22 protein-coding genes and 1 pseudogene are annotated in these 22134 nt (G+C 64.5%); 13 read left to right on the plus strand and 10 right to left on the minus strand.

Going from position 1 to position 22134, the window contains the following annotated elements; all coding sequences use genetic code 11:
• Positions 1–260: 260 nt before the first annotated feature.
• From Q1B16_RS05255 to Q1B16_RS05275, 5 genes are all read right to left on the minus strand, one after another.
• The gene (locus Q1B16_RS05255) at positions 261–599 is read right to left on the minus strand and encodes a DUF736 domain-containing protein (RefSeq protein ID WP_021100681.1); all 339 of its coding nucleotides are present in this window, start codon (positions 597–599) and stop codon (positions 261–263) included.
• Positions 600–1256: 657 nt separating this feature from the next.
• Positions 1257–1709, minus strand: a complete 453-nt coding sequence (locus Q1B16_RS05260) for a hypothetical protein (protein ID WP_299785207.1) — start codon at positions 1707–1709, stop codon at positions 1257–1259.
• A gap of 118 nt (positions 1710–1827) precedes the next feature.
• The gene (locus Q1B16_RS05265) at positions 1828–2754 is read right to left on the minus strand and encodes a DUF2493 domain-containing protein (protein WP_299785209.1); all 927 of its coding nucleotides are present in this window, start codon (positions 2752–2754) and stop codon (positions 1828–1830) included.
• A 226-nt stretch (positions 2755–2980) separates the two neighbouring features.
• Positions 2981–4024, minus strand: coding sequence for a toprim domain-containing protein (locus Q1B16_RS05270; RefSeq protein ID WP_299785211.1), 1044 nt, complete (start codon positions 4022–4024; stop codon positions 2981–2983).
• Between the two features lie 100 nt (positions 4025–4124).
• Complete coding sequence (locus Q1B16_RS05275; RefSeq protein ID WP_299785213.1) at positions 4125–6254, minus strand: ParB N-terminal domain-containing protein; 2130 nt, start codon at positions 6252–6254, stop codon at positions 4125–4127.
• A gap of 170 nt (positions 6255–6424) precedes the next feature.
• Between Q1B16_RS05275 and Q1B16_RS05280 the strand changes: the two genes are divergently transcribed.
• Both Q1B16_RS05280 and Q1B16_RS05285 read left to right on the plus strand, forming a co-directional pair.
• Positions 6425–6814: an antitoxin Xre-like helix-turn-helix domain-containing protein gene (locus tag Q1B16_RS05280; protein ID WP_299785215.1), complete on the plus strand. Its 390-nt coding sequence runs from the start codon at positions 6425–6427 to the stop codon at positions 6812–6814.
• Positions 6811–7500, plus strand: coding sequence for an RES family NAD+ phosphorylase (locus Q1B16_RS05285; RefSeq protein WP_299785217.1), 690 nt, complete (start codon positions 6811–6813; stop codon positions 7498–7500). Before Q1B16_RS05280 ends, Q1B16_RS05285 begins: the two co-directional genes overlap by 4 nt.
• 74 nt (positions 7501–7574) lie before the next feature.
• Here the strand turns inward: Q1B16_RS05285 and Q1B16_RS05290 are convergent, their stop codons facing one another.
• Complete coding sequence (locus tag Q1B16_RS05290; protein WP_299785219.1) at positions 7575–8765, minus strand: DUF932 domain-containing protein; 1191 nt, start codon at positions 8763–8765, stop codon at positions 7575–7577.
• Between the two features lie 89 nt (positions 8766–8854).
• On the minus strand, positions 8855–9943 hold the full coding sequence (locus Q1B16_RS05295) for a site-specific integrase (RefSeq protein ID WP_299785222.1): 1089 nt from the start codon (positions 9941–9943) through the stop codon (positions 8855–8857).
• 113 nt (positions 9944–10056) lie between these two features.
• Between Q1B16_RS05295 and dusA the strand changes: the two genes are divergently transcribed.
• The 4 genes from dusA (at position 10057) to Q1B16_RS05315 (ending at position 13647) form a co-directional block, all read left to right on the plus strand.
• Complete coding sequence (dusA, locus tag Q1B16_RS05300) at positions 10057–11055, plus strand: tRNA dihydrouridine(20/20a) synthase DusA (RefSeq protein WP_299785224.1); 999 nt, start codon at positions 10057–10059, stop codon at positions 11053–11055.
• Between the two features lie 7 nt (positions 11056–11062).
• Positions 11063–11836, plus strand: coding sequence for a hypothetical protein (locus Q1B16_RS05305; protein ID WP_299785226.1), 774 nt, complete (start codon positions 11063–11065; stop codon positions 11834–11836).
• Positions 11837–12000: 164 nt separating this feature from the next.
• Complete coding sequence (locus Q1B16_RS05310) at positions 12001–13095, plus strand: calcium-binding protein (RefSeq protein WP_299785228.1); 1095 nt, start codon at positions 12001–12003, stop codon at positions 13093–13095.
• A 102-nt stretch (positions 13096–13197) separates the two neighbouring features.
• Complete coding sequence (locus Q1B16_RS05315) at positions 13198–13647, plus strand: hypothetical protein (protein ID WP_299785230.1); 450 nt, start codon at positions 13198–13200, stop codon at positions 13645–13647.
• A gap of 63 nt (positions 13648–13710) precedes the next feature.
• Here Q1B16_RS05315 and Q1B16_RS05320 read toward each other — a convergent pair whose 3' ends face one another.
• The 3 genes from Q1B16_RS05320 to ccmI are packed head-to-tail and all read right to left on the minus strand — an operon-like array spanning position 13711 to position 15666.
• Positions 13711–13941: a DUF1289 domain-containing protein gene (locus Q1B16_RS05320; protein ID WP_299785232.1), complete on the minus strand. Its 231-nt coding sequence runs from the start codon at positions 13939–13941 to the stop codon at positions 13711–13713.
• A 14-nt stretch (positions 13942–13955) separates the two neighbouring features.
• Positions 13956–14432: a Holliday junction resolvase RuvX gene (ruvX, locus tag Q1B16_RS05325; RefSeq protein ID WP_299785234.1), complete on the minus strand. Its 477-nt coding sequence runs from the start codon at positions 14430–14432 to the stop codon at positions 13956–13958.
• A gap of 4 nt (positions 14433–14436) precedes the next feature.
• Positions 14437–15666: a c-type cytochrome biogenesis protein CcmI gene (gene ccmI / locus Q1B16_RS05330; RefSeq protein ID WP_299785237.1), complete on the minus strand. Its 1230-nt coding sequence runs from the start codon at positions 15664–15666 to the stop codon at positions 14437–14439.
• A 181-nt stretch (positions 15667–15847) separates the two neighbouring features.
• Here ccmI and Q1B16_RS05335 point away from each other — a divergent pair, with 181 nt between their 5' ends.
• The 7 genes and pseudogenes from Q1B16_RS05335 (at position 15848) to Q1B16_RS05365 (ending at position 22060) form a co-directional block, all read left to right on the plus strand.
• The gene (locus tag Q1B16_RS05335; protein ID WP_299785239.1) at positions 15848–17092 is read left to right on the plus strand and encodes a sarcosine oxidase subunit beta family protein; all 1245 of its coding nucleotides are present in this window, start codon (positions 15848–15850) and stop codon (positions 17090–17092) included.
• Positions 17089–17601: a hypothetical protein gene (locus Q1B16_RS05340; protein ID WP_299785241.1), complete on the plus strand. Its 513-nt coding sequence runs from the start codon at positions 17089–17091 to the stop codon at positions 17599–17601. Before Q1B16_RS05335 ends, Q1B16_RS05340 begins: the two co-directional genes overlap by 4 nt.
• Positions 17592–17684, plus strand: a pseudogene (locus tag Q1B16_RS05345) (sarcosine oxidase subunit delta); the annotation flags it as partial. The gene Q1B16_RS05340 and the pseudogene Q1B16_RS05345, both read left to right, overlap by 10 nt.
• Before the next feature lie 158 nt (positions 17685–17842).
• Complete coding sequence (locus Q1B16_RS05350; protein WP_299786040.1) at positions 17843–18028, plus strand: hypothetical protein; 186 nt, start codon at positions 17843–17845, stop codon at positions 18026–18028.
• Between the two features lie 51 nt (positions 18029–18079).
• Positions 18080–18409 carry a sarcosine oxidase subunit delta gene (locus tag Q1B16_RS05355; RefSeq protein WP_299785243.1) on the plus strand — a complete coding sequence of 110 codons (330 nt, stop codon included), beginning with the start codon at positions 18080–18082 and terminating at the stop codon, positions 18407–18409.
• A gap of 68 nt (positions 18410–18477) precedes the next feature.
• Complete coding sequence (locus Q1B16_RS05360) at positions 18478–21495, plus strand: sarcosine oxidase subunit alpha family protein (RefSeq protein ID WP_299785245.1); 3018 nt, start codon at positions 18478–18480, stop codon at positions 21493–21495.
• A complete protein-coding gene (locus tag Q1B16_RS05365; protein WP_299785247.1) occupies positions 21488–22060 on the plus strand; it encodes a sarcosine oxidase subunit gamma family protein in 573 nt (190 codons plus the stop codon). Before Q1B16_RS05360 ends, Q1B16_RS05365 begins: the two co-directional genes overlap by 8 nt.
• The last annotated feature ends 74 nt before the right edge of the window (positions 22061–22134 follow it).

Consider the following 22134-nt stretch of genomic DNA (forward strand, 5'->3'; position numbering starts at 1 on the left):
GCAATGCACGCGTGGTCGAGATGATTGATCGACAGATGCATGGCTTACTGTTCGGTACACGCTGCGGTCATCGAGGCCAGCATCTCGCGATAGCAGCGAATGTCTCCTTCAGCGAGCCGCAGGGCAGCATGCGATCTTCGAATCCAGGTCCGGTATAGGCCGGACCCGTTGCGGTCAAGTATAACCGCGAGTCGCTCGCGGTCAGCACAAGATGAGTAAAGGGCACCCCGCCCGGTGATCCCGGGCGGGGCGGTCTGCTGTCAGTCGCCGTTGCGGCGGGTGTTGGGGCGTGACCAGATGAGGCTGAAGGTCTCTTCGCCGCCTTCGATCACCGTGTCGTCGAAGAGGTTGGCGTAGATCGGCTGGGTGAAGCTCGGGTCGTCGAGCTTGAGGCTCAGGTAGTCGCGGCCCTCGGTCGAGCGCTTGGACCAGGCGGCGCCGATCTCGGCCCGGCCGACGAAGACGCGGTGCGAGGGGGCGTTGTCGTTCGGGGTGCTGTCCTCGGGGACGATGCGGACGGCTTTCGCCTGCACGCTCAGGGTGACGATTTCTCCGACGTATTCGCTGCCGGTCTTCTTGAAGGTTCCGATGGTGGCCATGTCATTTCTCCTTTTGGCTTGTCCGAGCCCGCGCCCTTCGCGGCCTCGATGGCGATCGTCAGGACCGGGGCGATCCGCCGACGCAGCCCCTGTGGCCCGCAACGCTAGCGGAGGACGGCAAGGCCGGTCTTTCTTGTCCCGCGAGGAATGGCGGACCCGATATTTTTCGGGGGCGCCAGGGGAAGAAAGTCCGGACCGGCCGTTGCGGCCTAGGCGGTCGAGGCGTCAGCCGATCCCGGTCAGATCAGCCGCTGAGAGGCCCGCAAGGGACGCGTGGCGTCATGCCATGGGAGAAGGGATGACTGGCTACCTTTGGACCGCGCAAGACCCGGGCAGTGGAGGTCGTGCAAAGACAGGTTTTAGCGTGCAGGCGGAAACAGTGCATGTCCCGGACGTGCCCCATGATTCCGCGAATACCCCTCGCACCGTGCGTGCGTTTGTCTGCCGTGATGTTCGGTCTGCCGGCGACCCAAGTGCATGCGCGACCGGGGTCATGCGCCATGACGTGGGTCTCAGTGATCTGGCTTTGCTCAGCCGGTCCTGCCGAGCCGCAACGCTGTGGTAAAGGCGAAGATCGAGACCTGTTGCCTCAATCGGTTGCGGTGCACGCTGACGATTTGGCCTACAGCGCGCAGCGGCGCAAGCTTCACAGGGCGTTCAGTGTTCGTCGAAAGACCTGTGTAGGTGCGGGTCGGACATGGCGTTGACCTCGGACCAGCCCGATACCCGCGCCCATGCGGTCCCACCCACGACCAGCGCCCCCAGCCAGGACAAGAAGGTGATGGTGACTGCGCCCGCGCTGCCGAATTCAGCAAGGCCTTTTGCGGCATGAAACCCGGCGATTCCGGCAGGGATCGCGTAGATCAGGCCGATGGCAAGTTTGATGGGGATGGAGCGGATGCGGTCGAAGGCGAATTCCCCCAGAGCGGCGACCAAGCCGCCTATAGAGAGGCCCGCAATGATCGACAGGAAGACGCCTTGGCCCGTTTTATAGAGATACATGCCGGACGTCAGGCCGATCGCGAAGGGCAGGGCGTAGACGGCCAGGTTGAACAGGATCCAGCAGAGGGCACCAAGGCCGAACAGCGCAAAGAGGGTGGAGACAAACATGAGGCACTCCCGTCGAGAACAAGGATCGCGCCGCCACCTCCTCCATTGGCACGGGCAGATCATAGCAGAAGACGGCCCACCCCGGGAGAGTCCAGGGCGGGCATCGGCGGAAATCCGGTCATGCCGATGGTGGGGCTTTCGGACGGAAATCGAAGAGCGGAATGCCCATCGTACGGGCTTTGTCGGCGAGGTTTTCGGTGATGCCGGAGCCCGGGAAGACGATGAGCCCGATGGGCATGGTGTCGAGCAACCGGTCGTTGCGCTTGAACGGGGCCGACTTGCCGTGCCGCGTCCAGTCGGGTTTGAAGACGATCTGCGTCACGCCGCGCTTGTTGGCCCAGGCGGCGGCGATGCGTTCGGCCCCGCGTGGCGCGCCGCCGTGCAACAGGACCATGTCGGCATGTTTCGCGTGGACGCGGTCGAGGGCCGCCCAGATGGCCGTGTGATCGCTGCAATCGAGCCCGCCGCTAAAGGCGATCTTCGTGCCTTGCGGCAGCAGCGGTTCCAGATCGGCGCGGCGTTTCGCAGCCAGGTGGTCCCGGCTGTCGATCAGCGAGGCGGTCATCGTGCGGCGGTTCACATGGCTGCCGGACCTTGGGTGCCAGGTCTGGCCGAGATGGGTCTCGAAGAGATCTGCCGCGAGATCGCGCATGGCCTCGTAGGCGTTGCGCCGTTCGAGCAACGTGATGCCCTCGGCGATTAAGGTCTCGAGCTCAACCGAGCGGACTTCGGATCCGTCCTGCTCGCGTTGCGACCGCTTCTGCGCCTGTTCGTTGGTGTCGAGGTCGCGGCCCGTGCGCTCGGTCGTGCGGTGGAAGAGGTTCGTCGTGGACCAGAGCAGGTCTTCGAGGTCGGGCTCCAGACGGGTATCGGAGAGAGTTGAGACGAGCGCGTCGAAGATGTCGGCGACGGCGGAACGAATGGCGTCGGGATCCGGCAGGGGACGGGGATCGGGCTCGTCGGTGAAGGGGCGCCAGCCGTAGAGCTGCAGTTCCTCGAGCACTACGGCCGTGGAGGATCGGGTTTGAACATGGGTCTCGGTCATGATGTCGTCTCCGCTTTTGAAGACCGCGCCTCTCGCGGCCTTCCCGGGAGACGGAAAAGCGGGGGCCGGGCGGGTCTGCACCGCCGCGCCTGCGGCGGCCGAAGCGAAGCGGAGGACGGCTTGCCGTTGCGGGACCGGCCGGGCTCTGCTCCGTCTCGACCGCTCTCGGAAGGCCGGAAGGCGTGGCTCTGATTTCGGAGGCACTGACCGGAGATATCGTGCCCGATCAGTCGAATGCGAGATCGAGGAGCACGGCAGCGTCCTCCGGCGCCAGTTGCGGACGCAGTTGCGCGCGCAGTTCGTCGAGGCCGGTGGCGCGCAGGTCGTCGTTGAAGTCGCCGAGACGCGGAGAGAGGCGGATAATGTCGATCTGGGAACAGCCGGCATGTCGTTCCATCTGCTCCGCAGCGGTCACGCCTGCCGGATCGGGATCGACGGCGATGTAGAGGCGATGCAGACCCATGGGCAGCTTGAGGGCGGCGAGGTGGTTGGCGGACAGAGCCGCGACGCATGCCATCCTTGGTAGCGCGAGGTGCAGGGAGATCATGGTCTCCAGGCCTTCGCCGACAAGCAGGACGCCGTTCGGTTCGCCAATGCGAAAACCGTGGCCGAGGAGATTGCCCATGGCCTTGCGCGGTGGACTGACAGGGGCCTTGTCCGCTGTGGCGGGGTCAAGCCAGGTGCGGTGCAGGCCGGTAAGCCGTCCGTCGAGGTCCGTCACCTTGGCGAGCAGGGCGGGCCAGGTCTCGGGTGGATTCCCAGACCGGTGTTCCTCGCGCCAATAGTAGCACCTCGGGTGAAATCGAAGACTGTCGAGATGCCCTAGTCCCGTGAGGCCGCGTTTTGCGAGATATCGTTCGGCCAGCGTGCCTGAAATCGGCTCGCCGATAGCCCAGAGCCGCCGCGCGGCCTCGGGTGAGCCGCGAGATGCTGGCAGATTGGCGGCGCGGTGCCTGTCCGTCTGCGGCAGGCTGAGAAACCGGCGCGCTTCGTCCAGCGTGTCCCTCAGCGTGGTGATCCCCTTGTTCAGGGCGATCAGGTCCAGAAGGTCCCCATGCTGCCCGGTTGCTGAATCGGTCCACTTGCCAGCTGCGCCGGGCCCGGAGGTCGGACCCGACAGCCGTACATAGAGGCTGCGACCGGGCGTATTCTGCACGTCACCGACGATCCAATACCGGCCCTGCTTGCGGCCGTTCGAGAGGTAGTGGCGGCAGACGGTCTCCGCCTCCTCGGCAAGGCGGCGGGCGATGTCTGCGGCGAGGCTGTGCATGCTCTGTGCCTCCTGTCGTGGATAGAAAAAGGGGCCCGCCATTTCTGGCGGACCCCGGCTGCCGGAACTCGGGGGGAAGGAGCTCCGACCTGCTCGAAGGTCACTCGGCGGCAGTTCGGGCGAAGGCGTCACCGGCGACGGGATCATCTTCCTCCATGGGGTCGGAATCTCCGATAGCCGGTTCGCCGCCGTCTTCCGCCGATTGCGCTTCGCCGCTGTCAGGATCGTCGTTCGAAGGCTCTTCATCCGCGGTGTCCGCATGGTCGACCAGTTCGATCTCCGGTGCGTCCTCTTCCGGCAGCGGCGGCGTGCGCAGCGGGTCCGGCAGCCAGCCGGTACCGACGAGCAGGTCCTCTGCGGCCATCACCATCTCGGCCTTCTTCAGCCCGGCGATCCTGTCAGCGGCGTCTTCGCCTTTCGCCTCGCGCACGGCCTTGAGGATGCGCGCCTTGGTCACGCGGCCGAGGTAGCTGTCGCCCGTCGCCGTCCAGCCCGCCTTTGCCATGTCGAGCCCGACGGTCCCGGCCAGCACATCCGCGTGCGCGATGGCCCGCGGTCGGCGCTGGTAGGGGTCGTGGACGGCGTTCACGCTCATCGCCACGCAATGGGCGAAAAGCGCCTCGCGGCTGCAGCTGTCGAACTCGGTCAGGGCCTCCCAGAGGTCCTCGGGTGCCTTCGGCAGGTTCCGTGCCCAGGTCTCGTGACACTGGTCGATGGCCTGCGCGTAGGCCGTGTCGCCGAGGCCCGGCACCTGCGATCCGAACCCCGCGTTGCGCGGTTCGATCTCGACGCAGCTGTCGACGGCGTAGCGATAGAAGAGCCGCAGGACCATCGCGTGCAGGGCCGCGAGGAAGGCGACCTGCGGGTCCTGGGCCAGGGCGTTGCGCAGCGCCAGGGTGCGATGGGCCGTCAGTTCCATCACGAGGCGGTCGGAAAGCGGTTTCAGGCCCTCGTCCTCTTCTTCGTCGTCCGCCGCGGATGTGACGGTGTCATCGGTGTCGGCGACCCGTGCCGCTTCCGGTACAACCTCGCCGGTGTCCTCCACCTCCTCGACAGGCTCATCCTCGGGCCGGACGTAGCCGCGCTCGACCCGCAGCCGCCCGGAACTGTCGATGCTGACGAAGGCTCCTGCCAGCGCGAGGTCGTCGGCCTCGTACCGGATCGGACGCGCCTCGAGGGCCTCCATCGCCTCCTCGATCTCGCCCAACCGGGCATCGACATCGTCAGGCAACTCGTCGGCCTCTGCATGTTCGGCCTCGAGCGCGTCGTATTCAGCCTTCAGCGCCTGGTAGCAGGCCTCCTCCTCGTCGCTCATCGGCACCGCCTCGCCATGGACCCGGCGCATCCCGAAGCTGTAGCCATAGGGGAACTCGGTGTCGACCTCGACCCATTTCCAGCCCTCGCTGCGCACCGTCTCAGCCTCCTCGGCGAGTTTCTCGCGCACCATGACGTCGAGCAGCGCGGCATCCTGCAGCCAGCCGCCGTCGTCCTGCTGGAACAGGTCGCGCAGGATTTCGCCCCCTGCCTCGACGTAGTCGTCGAGCCCGACGAATTGCGCCCGCTTATCCGACGCCCGCACCGCACCCTCGGTCAGCATGCGGCGGATCTCGTAGGGCTGCCGCGAATAGTGCCGCTGCAGCGCCTCCCAGACCTGCTCCTGCCACGCGTGATCGGGGTTGACCGTGAAAGCCATGAGCTGGTCGAGCGTCATCTCCTCCTCGGCATAGGAATCGAGCAGCGACGGCGCGACGGCGGCGAGCTTCAGCCGCTGCTTGACCACGCTGGCCGGGACGAAAAAGGCCGCGGCGATTTCCTCCTCGGTGCGGCCTTTCTCGCGCATCGCCTGGAAGGCGCGGAACTGGTCGAGCGGATGCAGCGGCGCGCGCTGGACGTTCTCGGCGAGGCTGTCTTCCTCGGCCAGCCCGTCCGTGCGGATGATGCAGGGCACCAGCGCGGTCTTGTTCATGCGCTTCTGCTTGACGAGCAGTTCCAGCGCCCGGAACCGCCGCCCACCCGCGGGGATCGTGTACATGCTGGTCTCGGCGCCGCTGTCGTCCAGCACGGGCCGCACGGTGATGGAGCTGAGCAGCGTCCGCCGCGCGATGTCTTCGGCCAGTTCTTCGATCGACACGCCCGCCTTGACGTGGCGCACGTTCGACTGGCTGAGCATCAGCTTGTTGAAGGGGATGTCGCGCGAGGCGCTCAGGGTGATCTTCTGCTGCTTGGTCATCGGGATATCTCCGCGACGGGCCAGCCGGGAGCCTCTCTCCCGACCTCCAAACCCGTCACGGAAAACCCGGCACCCCTCTTACTCTGGAGGCACCGCATAGGTCATATGAACTTGCAAATCAATCCATATGGCCCTATATCATCAGTCAAGCTAGGAAGGAGCGCCAACACATGGAAAACGTTGTTCTGGAACGTCCTGCGCCGGATCGGCAGGGGGTCGCGCTCAAGGCCTTCGCTCGGATCGCGGACGCCTGGTCGCTCACCCTGCGGGAGGCGGCGGCGCTGGCGGATATGTCGGACTCGACTTGGAAGCGGGCGAAGAAGCCCGATTTTGCGGGGGATTTGACGCGGGACCAGATGCTGCGATTGAGCGCGCTGATCGGCCTCTACAAGTCGCTCGAACTCTATTTCAACGAGCCGATCTCGCGGAACTGGGCGAAGCTGCCGAACCGGGGCCCCGAGTTCGACGGAGCGCGGCCCGTGGACGCGATGATCGAAGGGGGATTGCCCAAGATCCTGCGCGTGCGGGGCTATGTCGATGCGCTGCGGGGCGGGGTTTGAGGATCACGTCGGTCAATGACCGCGCCCTTGTTCGGCTGATTTCAGAGACCCATCATAAGCCCCCAGTGCTGCGGGGGCTGGTGGATAGCGACGCTGAGGCGGAGATCCTCGCCGAAATCGAAAGCGAGACCAGTGCCCGCCTGATCGCCGAAGCGCAGGGCAGTCCCGCGCTCGACCGCCGAGAATTGGCCTTCGCGCGGCGGTCCCATGACCTGACCCTCTACGGGCAGAGCCATATCAACGCGGCCTTCACCTACACGCGACCCTCGGGCAACCGGTTCAACACCGGCGAGCGCGGCGCGTGGTACTGCGCCTGGGACATGCTGACGAGCGCGCAGGAAGTTGGGTTTCACCGGACCCGTGAATTGGGCTTCATCGGCAGCTACGAGGACGAGGCACGCTACGTGGAACTGCTGGCGGATTTCATCGGGGATTTCCCGGATCTGCACGGGGAGGCGCATCCGGCGCTCGATCCGGTCCCCGAGCGGGGCTACCCGGCTGGGCAGCGCCTTGCCGCGGATCTGAGATCAGAAGGGTATCGTGGGCTGATCTATCCATCCGTGCGTCACCCGGGCGGACGCTGCTTCGTGGCCTTCGATCCCGGGATCATCCAGAATGTCCGCCCGGGCGCGAGTTGGAAGCTGGTCTGGCAAGGTGCACCCGAGTTCACGATCGAGGGGCTATAACGCCCCTCGAAACCATCATTCAGTACTTGAGATTATCCCGATAGGGCGTTGATGCTCATGTGTATTATATGCAATCAGGCTTTCTCCAACAACACCTTCGCCTTGCCCTCCATCACCAGCCGCGCATCCTGCTGCGGCTTCGACCGGGCCACCGCGGTGATCCCCTGCACGAAGTCGAAGACGCTCTCGGGCGGGCGGCCTTCCTCGGCCAGCACCGTCTCGACGATCCGCCCCGTCTCCGCCTTGGAGAACCCGCGCTTGCGCAGGAAGTCCTGACGGTCCTCGTCCGACCGCGCGACGATCTTCTCCCGCGCCGCGCGGATGCCGTCGATGAAGGGCGCGGGCGAGGACTCGGCGAAGCGGCTGAGCGCCGGGGCGGCCTCGTGGGCAAAGCGGGAGGCGGCGTATTTCGAATGCCGGATCGTGATCTCCTGGAAATCCTCGACGCCCCAGAGGTTGCGGTTCTGGCACACCGCGCGCAGGTAGAAGCTGGCGATGCCGAGCGTTTTGGCGCCCACCTCCGAATTCCAGCAGTAAAACCCCCGGAAATAGAGGTCGGGCGAGCCGTCGGGCAGCAGCCCCGCCTCGATCGGGTTGAGGTCGTCGACGAGGAACAGGAACACATCGCGATCCGAGGCATAAAGCGTCGTCGTCTCCTTCGTCACATCCACGCGCGGGTTGTAGATGCCGGTGGACCAGTCGAGCACGCCCGGCACCTTCCAGCGCGTGTCGCCGGCGCCGTTGCCCGCGATGCGCTGGACGGCGGAGACCAGTTCGTGGTCGTAGATGCGGCCATAGTCGGGGCCGGTCACTGCGCGCAGTTCCGTGCGGCCATTCGCGACCTCCATGGTCTTGATCTGCTCGGCGCGGTGGTTGGTCAGCCCGTATTGCAGGTTGATCCCCGCCAACGGCGCGGGCAGTTGGCGCAGATAGGCGGCGGGCGCACCGACGAGGCTCGAGAGCTGGCCAAAGGACCAATGCGTCGGCGCGATGGGTTCATCCGCACCGGGCAGGACCAGCCCCAGCTTTTCCGGGTTGTCCCGATGCGCCTCGACCCAAATCGCGGCGCTCTCGACCGTCTGCGTCCGGCTCCGCTCCGCCCGGCCCTTGACCGAGGCGAACAGATCGTCGAGTGACAGATATCGCTCGTCATCCGGTCGAGAGAACCACTCGGACGACACGCGATCCACGTTCGTGCCGCGCGACACATCCACCTTGTAGCCGCCGCTGATATCACGCCCGGCATCGATAATTTCGGTATTCATGGGTTTTCTCCCGCGACGGGCGGCCGAAAGCCTCTCTCTCGACCTCCAAACCCGTCACGGGCCGGGACGGTACCCCTCTGACTCTCAGATCATTCGGCCGCGAGGTTCCCGGACGGGAATGGCGCGCGCGAGGCGGCCAGCCGATGCAGGGCTTCGGGCCTGATATGTGTGTAGCGGCGCAGCATCTTCCAGTCTTTGTGACCGGTGACGAGGGCGACCTGTTCGATGGCGAAGCCTGCCTCGAAGAGCCGGCTTGTGCCTTCGTGGCGCAAATCATGGAAATGCAGGTCTTTGACACTGACCTCCACGCAGGCGCGCCGGAAGGCCGTCCCGACCGACTTGGAGTTGTAGGGAAAGATCCGCCCGTTGGTGTGACCCAGATGCCTGGCCTGTTCAGTGACCAGTGCCCAGGCATCGAACCCGGTGGCTGCGAAAAGGGGGATCCGCTGGTCGTTCCCGGTCTTGTTGCGCGGGTCCTTCCTGTCGCGGATCAGGAGCATCCGACGGTCGATGTCGAGATCGCTCCATTCGACCCGGCAGATCTCGTCCAGCCGCATGGCCGTGGCCACCGCGAACTTCACGATCCGCGTCATCGGTGTCGTCAGGCGTTCGTTGTCATCGAAGCAGCGGAATAGGCGGTTCAACTCGTCCGTACTAGGACGCCGATCCCTCTCCGTGCCCTTGCCGATCAGTCCCAGCCGCTTCAGCGCGACACGCGCCAGATCGACCGGCTCCGGGGAGATATCGAGGCCATGCACGGCCGCCGCATGGGTGACGATCATCTTGATCACGCCAATATCGATCCCGAGCGTCACCGGTCCCGCACCTTGCTCCGCGCGCATCTTGCCGTAGTCGATCAGCTTCTGCCGATCGAGGTGGCCGATCTTCTCCTTCCCGAGATCGCGCTTGAGCGTCGTGAGCGTGGCGGCCTTGCTGCGACGCGGCGGTTTCCCTACCTCGCACATATCGGCTATATGAAGGTCGATGAGGTCGCCAAAGGTCTGAAGGCGGGAGACGGACGACTTGTTCGGCGCCAACCCCTGATCCACCCGGGTCTCCGCTTGGCGGGCCCAGCGATGGGCGTCGTCGCGACGTAGAAACGTCTCGCTCGCGTAGCGGCCCTTTCGTCTGATCTGAACCCGGTAGGCACCGGAGGGGAGCTTGGTGATGGAGGCCATTTTCGTGTGCGCTGTGTGTGCAATGAGTCGTCGTAGAGGGGAAAATTCGGGGATATTGGGGCGTATTCCAGCGTAGCAGCATCCGCCGCCAACAAATTGAAGATACACAAAAAATGCAAGTAAATCAACACGCTAGATTATCCTGTGCCCCTATGATGGACTGGACCGACCGCCATTGTCGGTACTTTCACCGGCAGATCAGTCGGCATGCGCTGCTCTATACCGAGATGGTGACGGCGCCGGCGTTGGTGCGGGGTGGGGCGGTGCATTTGCTGGACTTCAGCCCGGAGGAGCATCCCGTTGCGTTGCAGTTGGGCGGGTCCGATCCACATGAGCTGGCGCAGGCGGCGCGGCTTGGGGCCGAGGCGGGGTATGACGAGATCAATCTCAACGTCGGCTGCCCGTCCGACCGGGTGCAGTCAGGCACGTTCGGTGCGGTGCTCATGCGGTCGCCCGCGTTGGTGGCCGAGTGCGTGTCTGCAATGAAGGCGGTTGTCGACGTGCCGGTGACGGTCAAGTGCCGGATCGGGGTGGACGATCAGGAACCGGAGGATGTCCTGCCGGATTTCATTGCGCAGGTGCGGGATGCGGGCTGCGATTACCTCATCGTTCACGCGCGCAAGGCGTGGCTGCAAGGTCTGTCACCAAAGGAGAACCGGGATATTCCGCCGCTGGATTACGATCTGGTGTTGCGTATGGCGGACCGGTTTTCCGACCTGCCGATGTCGATCAACGGTGGCCTCGACACCCTCGGCGCGGCAGAGGCGCTGATCGCGCGCGGCATGACCGGTGCGATGATCGGGCGCGCGGCCTATCACCGGCCGTGGGACATCTTGTCCGAAGTCGATGCGCGCATTTTCGGCGCCAAACCTGCGGTACGAAGCCGGGAAGAGGTGATTGACCGGATGCGCCCCTACATCGCCGCGCATCTCGAGAGGGGCGGCAAGCTGCATCAGATCACGCGGCACATGCTGGGCCTTTATGCGGGCCAACCGGGCGCGCGGACGTGGCGGCGGGTGCTGTCCGAGAAAGCCAACCGCCCGGATGCCGATGCGACTCTTCTCGATGAGGCGCTGGACCGGATGCAGCAGCCGGACACGCTGGCGGGCTGAGCCGGTGGTGACGGGCTGGCCAGAGGCGGGATATCTCCGGTTTGGCTGGAACGGCGAAACCTATCGCTGGTCGCAAGCCGCACGGCAGATCGCCCGCAAGGTCGCCGATGATGCGGCGATGCAAGCCAAGTGGTTGCAATGCGAGGGCACATGGTTCGTCGGCGTGGATGCCTTGCCCACCGCGGCGGACGGGTCGATTGGCGGCGTTTCCCTGCCGCGACCGGTGCGGGACCGGATCGGCCCGCGCACCGATCTGCATCCGGCCCAGCTTTCGATCACCTATCTCGGCTATCCGCGCCCGCGGGCCGGGGAAAGTGCTGCGGCGTTCCGCTACCGGCGCGACAGGGACGCGGCGCATATGGACGGGCTTCTGGCCGAGGGCACCCCGAAACGGCGCTTTATGCGCGAACGGCACGACTGGATCCTTGGCCTGCCGCTCACCGAAACATCGCAGGGGGCGAGCCCTCTGGTGATCTGGGAGGGCAGTCACCGGATCCTGCAAGACGCGATGATCTCGGCGCTGGGCGATTTCGACGAAGACCTCTGGGCCCGGACCGACGTCACCGAGATTTACCAGGACGCCCGGAGACGCGCGTTCGCTCAGTGCCGCAGACGACCGCTCTTTACACGGCCAGGCGAGGCGGTTTTACTCAATCCGTTCCTGTTGCACGGCGTCGCTCCCTGGCAAGCTGCGGCAACGGCCTCTGGGGATGGGCGTATGATCGCGTATTTCCGGCCGGAATCGCGTGAATCAGGGTCGGACTGGCTGCGGCAAAAATAAGGCAGCGCCACATTCCACCGACCGATCCCGAACAATGCGGGCGGATCGGGAAGCACTGTGGCACATTCCCGGACAATACCTTGAAAAAGATCGATTTCATTGGTGCTGCCCAAGGCGCCAGGCGTAAGTTTAGCGCCATTCGGTAATCTTGGGATTAACGTGCTATGGAAATTGCTGCGCTTTTGGCTCTCACGCTTCTGGGTATCACTGCTAGCGTGTTCGCCGACTCTGGTGATGATGACGACGACTCCGACACGGATATGGGCGGAGCCGGCGAAGGTGGAAATGGTGATGACGGCTCTGAGACAGGCGGCGGCACGGGGTCCGGTGGAGGTGAGGACGGAATCCTGACCTCCGAAGGTGTGACCTTCGGGTCCGACGGTGGCGATACGCTGACCGCGTCCGAGGCCGATACGGTCGTGGGTGCCGGCGGCGATGACCAGATCACCGGCAATGGCGGGGACAACATCCTCGACGGTCAGGACGGCAATGACTCCGTCTTCGGTGGCGACGGATCGGATCAGGTCTTCGGCAGCGAAGGCAATGACTCGCTCGACGGCAATTCCGGCGACGATCTTGTCGCGGGCGGAGAGGGCGATGACGAGCTTTTCGGTGGCCTTGGCGACGACACCCTGTTCGGTGATGCCGGCAATGACCTGATCGACGGTCAGGACGGCAACGACCAGGCGGTCGGCGGCGCAGGCGATGACACCATCTTCGGCGGCGCGGGCAATGACACGCTCTTCGGCAACGACGGCAATGACAGCCTCATGGACGGCGGCGGTGACGATTCCCTCGTTGGAGGGGCGGGTGCCGACACGCTCGATGGCGGTGACGGCGATGACCAGCTCTTCGGCATCTGGGATGGCAACACCGACAACGTGATCGCGGCGCGCGATCTTGACGATCCGGACGTGCTTCTGGGTGGCGACGGCAATGACGAGATCCAGATGGGCAGCGGCGACGAGGCCTTCGGGGAAGGCGGGAGCGATATCTTCTACACCGGCACCTGGGTCGATCCTGACAACGCGCCCGTGGTCTTCGACCTCGAAGAAGATGAAGTCGTGATCGTGTCGGTTCCCGTCGGGACCTCTGCCGACACGTCGATTTCGCTCGCAACCGATGAAGACAGCGGCGATACCTTGATACAGGCGAATGGCCAGACCGTTGCGGTCGTCGCAGCCGGTGCCGGACCGGTCTCGCTGGGTCAGGTGCTCATCGTCGAGAGTGTGAGCATCGCACCAGCCGCCGCAGCTTGACGCGGTTTAACGAGTTCGCCCGCGCCCGGAGACGTGATGTCTCTGCGGCGCGGGCCTATGCCAGAAAAGCCGCGCAATACGCGGCTCCAAGAGGGAAATGACATGAGACTTGCCCTGCTGATTTTCGCTCTGATCGCGGGCCCTGCGCTTGCGCGGGATCTTCCCCCGGAGCAGCCGACATACGAAAAGCCGAGCTTTGAGCGTCCGACGACGCCGGAACCGCCGACCATGACCAAAAACAACCGCGACGATGAGCGCGAGCCGCGTCCGGTCATCTCCAAGCCCAAACCGAAACCGGTGGTTTGCCCGAAGGTCAAATGCGTCACCGACGAAAACGGCCACCGCCGCGCCATGTTCACCGCGGACGTTCAGCCGGACATGTACTATCTCGGCCGCAATTTCTGCGCCAAGGCGCCCAAGGATGTCGAAGTGACAGCCTGTTGCCTCGCGAAAGAGGATCACACCTACCAAATCCTCTACAACGTCAAGGTGAGCAAGAAGGCGCACAAGAAGGCCAAGGAATTCTGCACCTGCGTGCTGGAACTCGACTGATCCAGAACACGGACGCCAAAATTTGAAAAGCCGGGGCAGCAGCCCCGGTTTTTTCGTTCGGGATCAGCGCAGAAGCCGCGCCGCCCGACCGCCGCGCCGCTTGGTCAATTGACCCGCACGCGACGGCAATTCCGCCATCACGGCGCGCCGCGCCTCCGGGGTCATCTTCGACCACGCGCCGATCTCGTCCATGGTGCGCAGGCAGCCGGTGCAGAGGCGGCTTTCGGGATGCACCACACAGATCTTCACGCAGGGGCTTTCGATCTCGTCGCGGGTCCAGATGTCGTCCTTCATCGGTGAGCGCTCCTTCATGCCCCGGCCTCGATATGGCGCAAACGGTCCAGCGCCCCTTGCAGGATATAGCTTGCCGCGACGTGGTCGATCACCTCTGCGCGACGTTTCCGTGTCGTATCCGCCTCGAGCAGTGCTCTTTCCGCCGCAACGGTGGACAGGCGTTCGTCCCAGAATCCGATCGGTCTGTCCCACAACGCACTGAAATTGCGGGCAAATGCGCGGGTTGACTGGCATCGCGGCCCCTCCGACCCGTCCATGTTGCGCGGCAGGCCGAGGATCAATCCGGCGATGTCGCGCTTGACGAGAATCGCCAGCACCGCCTCCGCATCCAGCCCGAACTTCTTTCGCTTCACCGTCTCGAGCGGCGTCGCCACGCTGCGCAACCCGTCCGACACCGCGACACCGATGGTCTTGGTGCCAAGATCCAGCCCGGCAATCGCACGCATCGGGGGCAGGGCGGCGGCGAAGTCAGAGATGTCGTCGTGGATCAAAACGTCACAACACCAGACCGGCAGCCCGCGCGCCTTCGCGCACGATCTCGAGCGCTTCGGGATTGTCGCCGAACACCTCCTGCGCGTTGTTCCAGACGGCGATGGCCTGCGCCTCGTCGCCCAGCACGCCGAGGGACGAGATCAACCGCGCCCATTCCTCGGGTGTGCCGCCTTCATTCGCCAGCCGGTCCGACAGCCGCGCGACCATGCCCCGGATCATCTCCTGACGGTCTTCCGGGCTCATCTCTTCGGCCGCGTTCAGATCATCCGCACTGGGACCGGGAATGCCCGCGATGCGCGGCGGCTGGTAATCGGACACGCCGGCGCGAAAGGCCATTTCCTCGATCTGCGCGAGGATCGGCGGCAACCAGGCGGCATCCGGCGGGCTCTGCCGCAGCAACCGGTCCCAAAGCCGGAAAGCCACATCCGGCCGTCCGGTCTGCGCCATCATCAACCCCATGTAATACTGCGCGACACCGTTCTGCGGATCGCGGGCCAGCGCCGCTTCGAGCACGCGCTCGGCCTCGGGCGACACGTATCCGCCCGCCGCCAGCACCATCATGTCCGCGAGATCTGCGTAATCCTTGCCCGTGGCGTTGTCGCCCTTGATCGACAGGACCTGCTGCTGCGCGCCGTAGGCTTCGACGTAATTGCCCATCGCCGCCTCGGACCGCGCCAGAAGCACGTGGCCCTGCAAATCCCCGGGACGTTCGGCCACGGCGCCGCGCAGGCGCTCTACCAGTTCGGCATACTCCGCCTGCACCTCGGTGTTTTCCGTCGCGGGCATCTGCGCCTCGGCTTCTTCTTGCGAGGGCCGGGTCTCGCGGGCAAGCTCCGCCATCTCCATCCGCTGGGCAAGCCCCAGGTCGCCATAGCCCGGCGCACCGAGCTGCGCGTAGATCCAATAGCTCCCCCCCACAAGCATCGCCGCCACAACCGCCGCCGTCGCATAGCCAAGCGCGGGCGGCTGGCCCCCCGCAACACCGGTGGCCTGCGCCTTGGCGTCGGCGGTCAGAATTCGCCGCGAGATCTCGGTGCGCAGCCGCTCGGCATCCTCGTCCGAGATCACGCCGCGTTGCAGATCACGATCCACTTCGCTCAGCTGATCGCGATACACCTGCACGTCGAACGCCTCGGCAGGCCCGGTGCTCCGCTGCCCGCGCAGCAGGGCCAGAACCAGAAGGCCCGACATGGCGATGGCCAGAGCAATGGTCGCGATCCAGAAAAACGTCATCTTGCGCAAAATCCGTCAGTTGTTTTGTATGGATGTATAGTCGCACGCGGCTTGAAAAAAGGGCAAAACCCCGTGACAAAGCGCCATGTCGCAAAATCACGGTAAAAGGGCGCTGTGAGTATCCGCCCACATGCCCATCCGGTCCACATATCCGTCAGATCACCCCAGCCCCGAGTCGCCCATGAAACGCTATTCCGCCTTTGCTGTCGCCCGTGAAGCTCTGCGCTACCAGACCGGCTGGGAACGCGCGTGGCGCAAGCCCGAGCCGAAGAAGAAATACGACGTGGTGATCGTGGGCGCTGGCGGGCATGGCTTGGCCACAGCCTACTATCTCGGCAAGAACTTCGGCATCACCAACGTGGCGGTGATCGAAAAGGGCTGGCTCGGCGGCGGCAACACCGGGCGCAACACCACGATCATCCGCTCGAACTACCTGCAAGACCCGTCGGCGGCGATCTACGAAAAGGCGCGCTCGCTCTACGAGACGCTGAGCCAGGACCTCAACTACAACATCATGTTCAGCCCGCGCGGCGTCATGATGCTGGCCCAGACCGAACACGAGATTCGCGGCTACCAGCGCACCGCGCACGCCAACAACCTGCAAGGGGTCGAGACGAAATTCATCGGCCCCGCCGAGGTCAAGCGCCTCTGCCCGATCATCGAGCTCAAAGGCCCGCGCTACCCGGTCCTCGGTGCGCTCTGGCAACCACGCGGCGGTACCGCGCGCCACGATGCCGTGGCCTGGGGCTATGCCCGCGCGTGCTCGGACATGGGCATGGACATCATCCAGCAATGCGAAGTCACCGCTGTGCGCCAGTCCGGTGGCAAGGTGCAGGGCGTCACCACCACCAAGGGCGAGATCGACTGCGACAAGCTCGGCATCGTCGTGGCCGGTCACTCCGGCGTTCTCGCCGAAATGGCGGGCTTCCGTCTGCCCATCGAATCCGTGGCCCTTCAGGCGCTGGTGTCCGAGCCGATCAAGCCTTGCATGGATGTGGTCGTCATGGCCAACACCGTGCACGGCTACATGAGCCAGTCCGACAAGGGCGAAATGGTCATCGGCGGGGGGGCTGACGGCTACAACAACTACACCCAGCGCGGGTCCTTCCACCATGTCGAGGAAACCGTGCGCGCCCTGATCGAGACCTTCCCGATGATCTCGCGCCTCAAGATGCTGCGCTGGTGGGGCGGGATCGTGGACATGACCGGCGACCGCTCACCCATCCTGTCAAAGACGCCGCTGGAGAACTGCTTCATCAACTGCGGCTGGGGCACCGGCGGCTTCAAGGCGATCCCCGGCTCCGGCTGGGGCATGGCCGAGCTGATCGCCAAGGGCTACTCGCCGCTCACCGCCGAGTTCGGTTTGAACCGCTTCCGCGAGGGCCGGTTCATCGATGAGAGCGTGGCAGCGGGAGTGGCGCATTGAAAAAGCTACCGAACCCTTACCTGTTTCCAGTGTTTTTGGTCTCGTTCGCAGTAATTTGGTTTGCGCCGAGTGCCTATTTTTTCGTCTCGTCTAATTCGGGGATGTTCGCTCGGTTTGGGTCACTATTGGTCGTTTTGGCGGTAGCTTGGGCAGTATTCACGAACTCCTTCTTTCCCAAAGCGAACGCGGTATTGCCAACTTGGCAAAAGTTTGAGCAGAAATTGGAGGCCTTCAGTGTGGAGGAATTGCACGAGATCGTCTCGCATAGAGAAAATTTTCTCGCGGGGCTTTCGGAAAATGCGAAGGCGAGGCGAGAGCGTCTTTTCGACCAAATCGAATTGCATCTTGAGATATCGGAGCATGGCGGGGTTGAAAAAATGCTCACGTCCTTTGAGTTGGTGATGCGTCGCGTTGAGATTGCGGCGGTCATACTTGGAACACTCCAATGGGGTTTTGGCGACATCTTAGTTAATAAGCTGACCGGATGCGGAGAGTGGCTATGCTCCTAATAACCTGTCCCTATTGCGGCGTCGCCGCCGAGGAAACCGAACTGCACGCAGGCGGCGAAGCGCATCCAAAACCCTTCGTCCCCGAAGGATGCGCTGCAGGGTTTCCGTCTACCCCAAACCACCTCCCGCGGCTTTCCGCCCATCGCGCGGGCGACACCCCGCCGACGCCCCGCAGCGCTCAGTTGCCAACACGCGCCGCACATCCCACCTTCAAGACATCGCAACAAAAGGAGCGAGGTCGATGGGAAGAACTGTCTGGATCATTGTCGGAGCCGTCGTCGTGGTTATCGGAATATGGATGTACTCGTCCGGTGGGGATGGGTCGGCCACTGCACCGGTCGAGGACGTCAATACCACAACGCTCGAAGGCGACGCCCCCGACGACCCTGTGGATGTCCCGGCGGACGGCGCCGAAACCGACAACTAAACTTCGTTCCGGACGCGGATCGGCGGTCCAGGAAATCACGGGAGGCGCGCCATGCTTCTCCTGACCTGTCCCTATTGCGGCGTCGCCGCCGAGGAAACCGAACTGCACGCAGGCGGCGAGGCGCATCTGACGCGCTTCGGCCCCGACAGCTCGGACGCCGATTTCACCTCCTACCTCTTCCACCGCGAAAACCCCAAAGGCGTGCATTTCGAACGCTGGCGGCACGTCAATGGCTGCGGCAAGTGGTTCCACGCCGCGCGCGACACCAACACGCTCGAAGTCTTCGGAACCTACAGCGCGCAAACCACCGAGCCGCCGAAAGACCTGCTCGGCAAAATCCGCGAAAAACGCCCCGGCTTCCGCTGGAGGGACATCGCATGACCCTTCATCTTGCCAAGAAAACTCCCGCCGGAGGCTCCGACGCTTCCGCCAGCGCCAAGGTCTGACTTATGAGCACCCGCGTTCAAACCCAGGGCCGCCTGATCGACCGTGATCGCCCCATCTCGTTCAAATTCAACGGCACGCTGCTGAAAGGCTACCAGGGCGACACGCTCGCCTCGGCGCTGCTGGCCAATGACCAGATGCTGATCGGGCGCAGCTTCAAATATCACCGCCCGCGCGGCGTCGTGGCCAGCGGGTCGGAAGAGCCGAACGCGCTGGTGGGGCTTGGCGAGGGCGACCGCTTCGAGCCGAACCAGCGCGCCACCACGACCGAGATCTTCCACGGCCTGACCGCCACCAGCCAGAACCACTGGCCGTCGCTCAACTACGACGTCGGCATCGTCAACAACGTGCTCTCGCGCTTCCTGAGCGCGGGGTTCTATTACAAGATGTTCATTCACCCGCGTCCGTTCTGGAAACACTTCTACGAGCCGTTCATCCGCCACTCCGCCGGTCTGGGCAAAGCCCCGAATCCCGAGGTGCGAGATGCCGATCGCTATGAGCATTTCTATGCATTCACCGATGTGCTGGTGATCGGCGGCGGGGTGGCTGGCCTGCAATCGGCGCTGACGGCGGCCCGCGCCGGGGCCAAGGTGCTGCTTTTGGAGCAGACCGCGCATCTGGGCGGGCGCGCGCCGGTGGATGGCGGCACGATCGACGGGATGGAGCCCGAAGCGTGGGTCGAAAAAGCCCGCGCCGAACTGGACGCGTTGCCCAACACGCAGGTCCGCACTCGCACGATGGGGGCAGGGGTCTATGATCACGGTTACGTGCTGGGCTACGAACGCCTGACCGACCACGCGCCCGATACACCCGGCCCCCGCCACCGCCTCTGGCGCATCCGCGCGGCTCAGGTCATCACCGCGACGGGGGCCATCGAACGCCCGCTGTCTTTCGCGGGCAACGATATTCCCGGCGTCATGCTGGCCTCCGCCGTGCGCGACTACCTCGTGAACTACGGCGTCAGCCCCGGCGACCGCACCGTGGTCGTGACCAACAACGACGACGCTTACCGCACCGCCATCGCGCTGGTGCAGGCGGGACTGAAAGTGCCGGTAATCCTCGATGCCCGCCCCACGGGTGGCGGCGCGCTGATGGACGAGGCGAAGGCGCTGGGCATCCGGGTCGAAACGGGTGCTGCGGCGGTCAAGGTCAAGGGCGCGAAACGCGTTCATTCGGTTTGCATCGGCGTGCAGGCCGGTGAAGGCGAAGTGCTGGAAGAGGTGTTCTGTGACGCCATCGCCATGTCCGGCGGCTGGTCGCCGGTGGTGCATCTCTGGTCCCATTGCGGCGGCAAGCTGACATGGGACGCGGGCCAGGCCGCGTTCCGCCCAGACCACGCGCGTGCGCCCACCAGCCATGACGGCAACCCTTTCGTTATCGCCGCAGGCGCTGCGGATGGTGCGTTTCACTTGAAGGACGTTCTGCAAAATGCCGTAAAGGCTGGGGAAACTGCCGCCACGCGAGCAGGTGGCAAAGCAGAAAGCAGCGCTGCGCCCAGAGGCGACGCGCCCGAAGAGGCACCGCTCGCGCCGGTCTGGATGATGCCGCAGGGCGCCAAGAAGCAATTGCGCATGAAGGCGTGGCTCGACTACCAGAACGACGTGAAGGTGTCGGACGTGCAACTGGCCGCGCAGGAAGGCTTTGAATCCGTCGAGCATACCAAGCGGTACACCACGCTGGGCATGGCGACCGATCAGGGAAAGCTCAGCAACATCAACGGTCTCGCGACTCTTGCGAACGCGCTGGATGAAGATATCCCGCGCGTTGGCACAACCACGTTCCGCCCGCCCTATACCCCCATCTCGATGGGTGCGATTGCAGGCGAAGCGCGCGGCGAGATTTTTCAGCCGATCCGCAAGACCCCGATGCACGCCTGGCACGAAGCCAACGGCGCGCATTGGGAACCCGTCGGCCACTGGCGCCGTCCCTACGCCTTCCCGCGCAAGGGCGAAAGCGTGACGGACGCGGTGCACCGGGAAGTGCTGGCGACCCGCAACAGCCTCGGCCTGCTGGACGCCTCGACCCTTGGCAAAATCATCGTCAAAGGCCCAGACGCGGGCCGCTTCCTCGACATGCTCTACACCAACATGATGAGCACGCTGAAACCGGGCAAATGCCGTTATGGCCTGATGTGCAGCGAAAACGGCTTTCTCACTGATGACGGCGTGGTCGCGCGCATCGACGAGGACACGTTCCTCTGCCACACCACCACCGGCGGCGCGGACCGCATCCATGCTCATATGGAGGAATGGCTGCAAACCGAATGGTGGGACTGGCAGGTCTGGACCGTCAACGCGACCGAGCAATTCGCGCAGGTCGCCGTGGTCGGTCCGAACGCCCGCAAGCTGTTGGAAAAGCTGGGCGGTATGGACGTGTCGAAAGACGCCCTTGGCTTCATGGAGTGGAAAGACGGCGACCTCGCCGGTTTCCCGGTTCGGGTCTACCGCATCTCGTTCTCGGGCGAGCTGAGCTATGAAATCGCCGTCCCCGCCAATCTGGGCCGCGCCTTCTGGGACAAGCTGCTGGAGGCCGGGGCGGAGTGGGACATCACACCCTACGGCACCGAGGCGCTGCACATCATGCGGGCCGAAAAGGGCTTCATCATGATCGGGGATGAGACCGACGGGACCGTGATCCCGCAGGATCTGGGCCTCGATTGGGCGATCTCGAAGAAGAAAGACGATTATATCGGCAAGCGCGCGCAGGCCCGCAGCCACATGACCGATCCGAAACGCTGGAAACTGGTCGGGTTGGAAACGCTGGACGGCTCCACCCTGATGGACGGCGCTTATGCCGTGGCCGAGGGCACAAACGAGAACGGCCAGACCAACACGCAGGGCCGGGTGACGTCGACCTATCACAGCCCGACGCTGAACAAGGGCATCGCGATGGGGTTGGTGCTCAATGGTCCCGACCGTATGGGCGAGGTGATCGAGTTCACCAATGGCGGCGACGACCGGGTGAAAGCGCGGATCGTGAACCCGGTCTTCTTTGATCCCGAGGGGGAGAAGCAGAATGTCTGACGTGGCACTGGCGCTGGGCGGCGCATCTTTTGACGGTCTGGTCAGGATCGAGGAACTGTCCGGGCAGGGCATGATCACCCTGCGCGGCGATCTGACGGACAAGAGCATCGTGAAGGCGGTCAAGGACGTGTTCGGCGTGACCCTTCCCGGCACCCGCGAAACCATATTTGACGGCGCGAACGGCGCGCTCTGGATGTCGCCCGACGAGGCGCTGTTGCTCTGTCCCTATACCCAAGCGCAGGCCAAGGCGGATGAGCTGGCGGCCAAGCTGGCGGAGGCCCGTGCGCTTGTGGTGAACGTCTCCGACGCCCGCGCGGTATTCCGGCTCAAGGGCGCCTTGCTGCGCGAGGTGATCGCCAAGCTTGCCCCTGTGGACATGAGCCCCGAAGCCTTCACCCCGGGCATGGTCCGCCGTACCCGCATGGCGCAGGTCGCGGCGGCGTTCTGGATGGACGACACCAGCACCGCCCGCGTGGTCTGTTTCCGGTCGGTCGCGGCGTATATGTTCGGCATCCTGAGCAATGCGGCGGATGGTGCCTCTGCGGTGAACCATTTTGCGCGCTGACGCGTTGGTCCCCTGACAGGCGGGTTTATTCCCGGTTTGACCCACCGCCGGGCTTGACCTTGGAGGTGGGTCGC

The sequence above is a fragment of the uncultured Marivita sp. genome (genome assembly GCF_947488135.1).
In the GTDB taxonomy this organism is placed as follows: domain Bacteria; phylum Pseudomonadota; class Alphaproteobacteria; order Rhodobacterales; family Rhodobacteraceae; genus Marivita.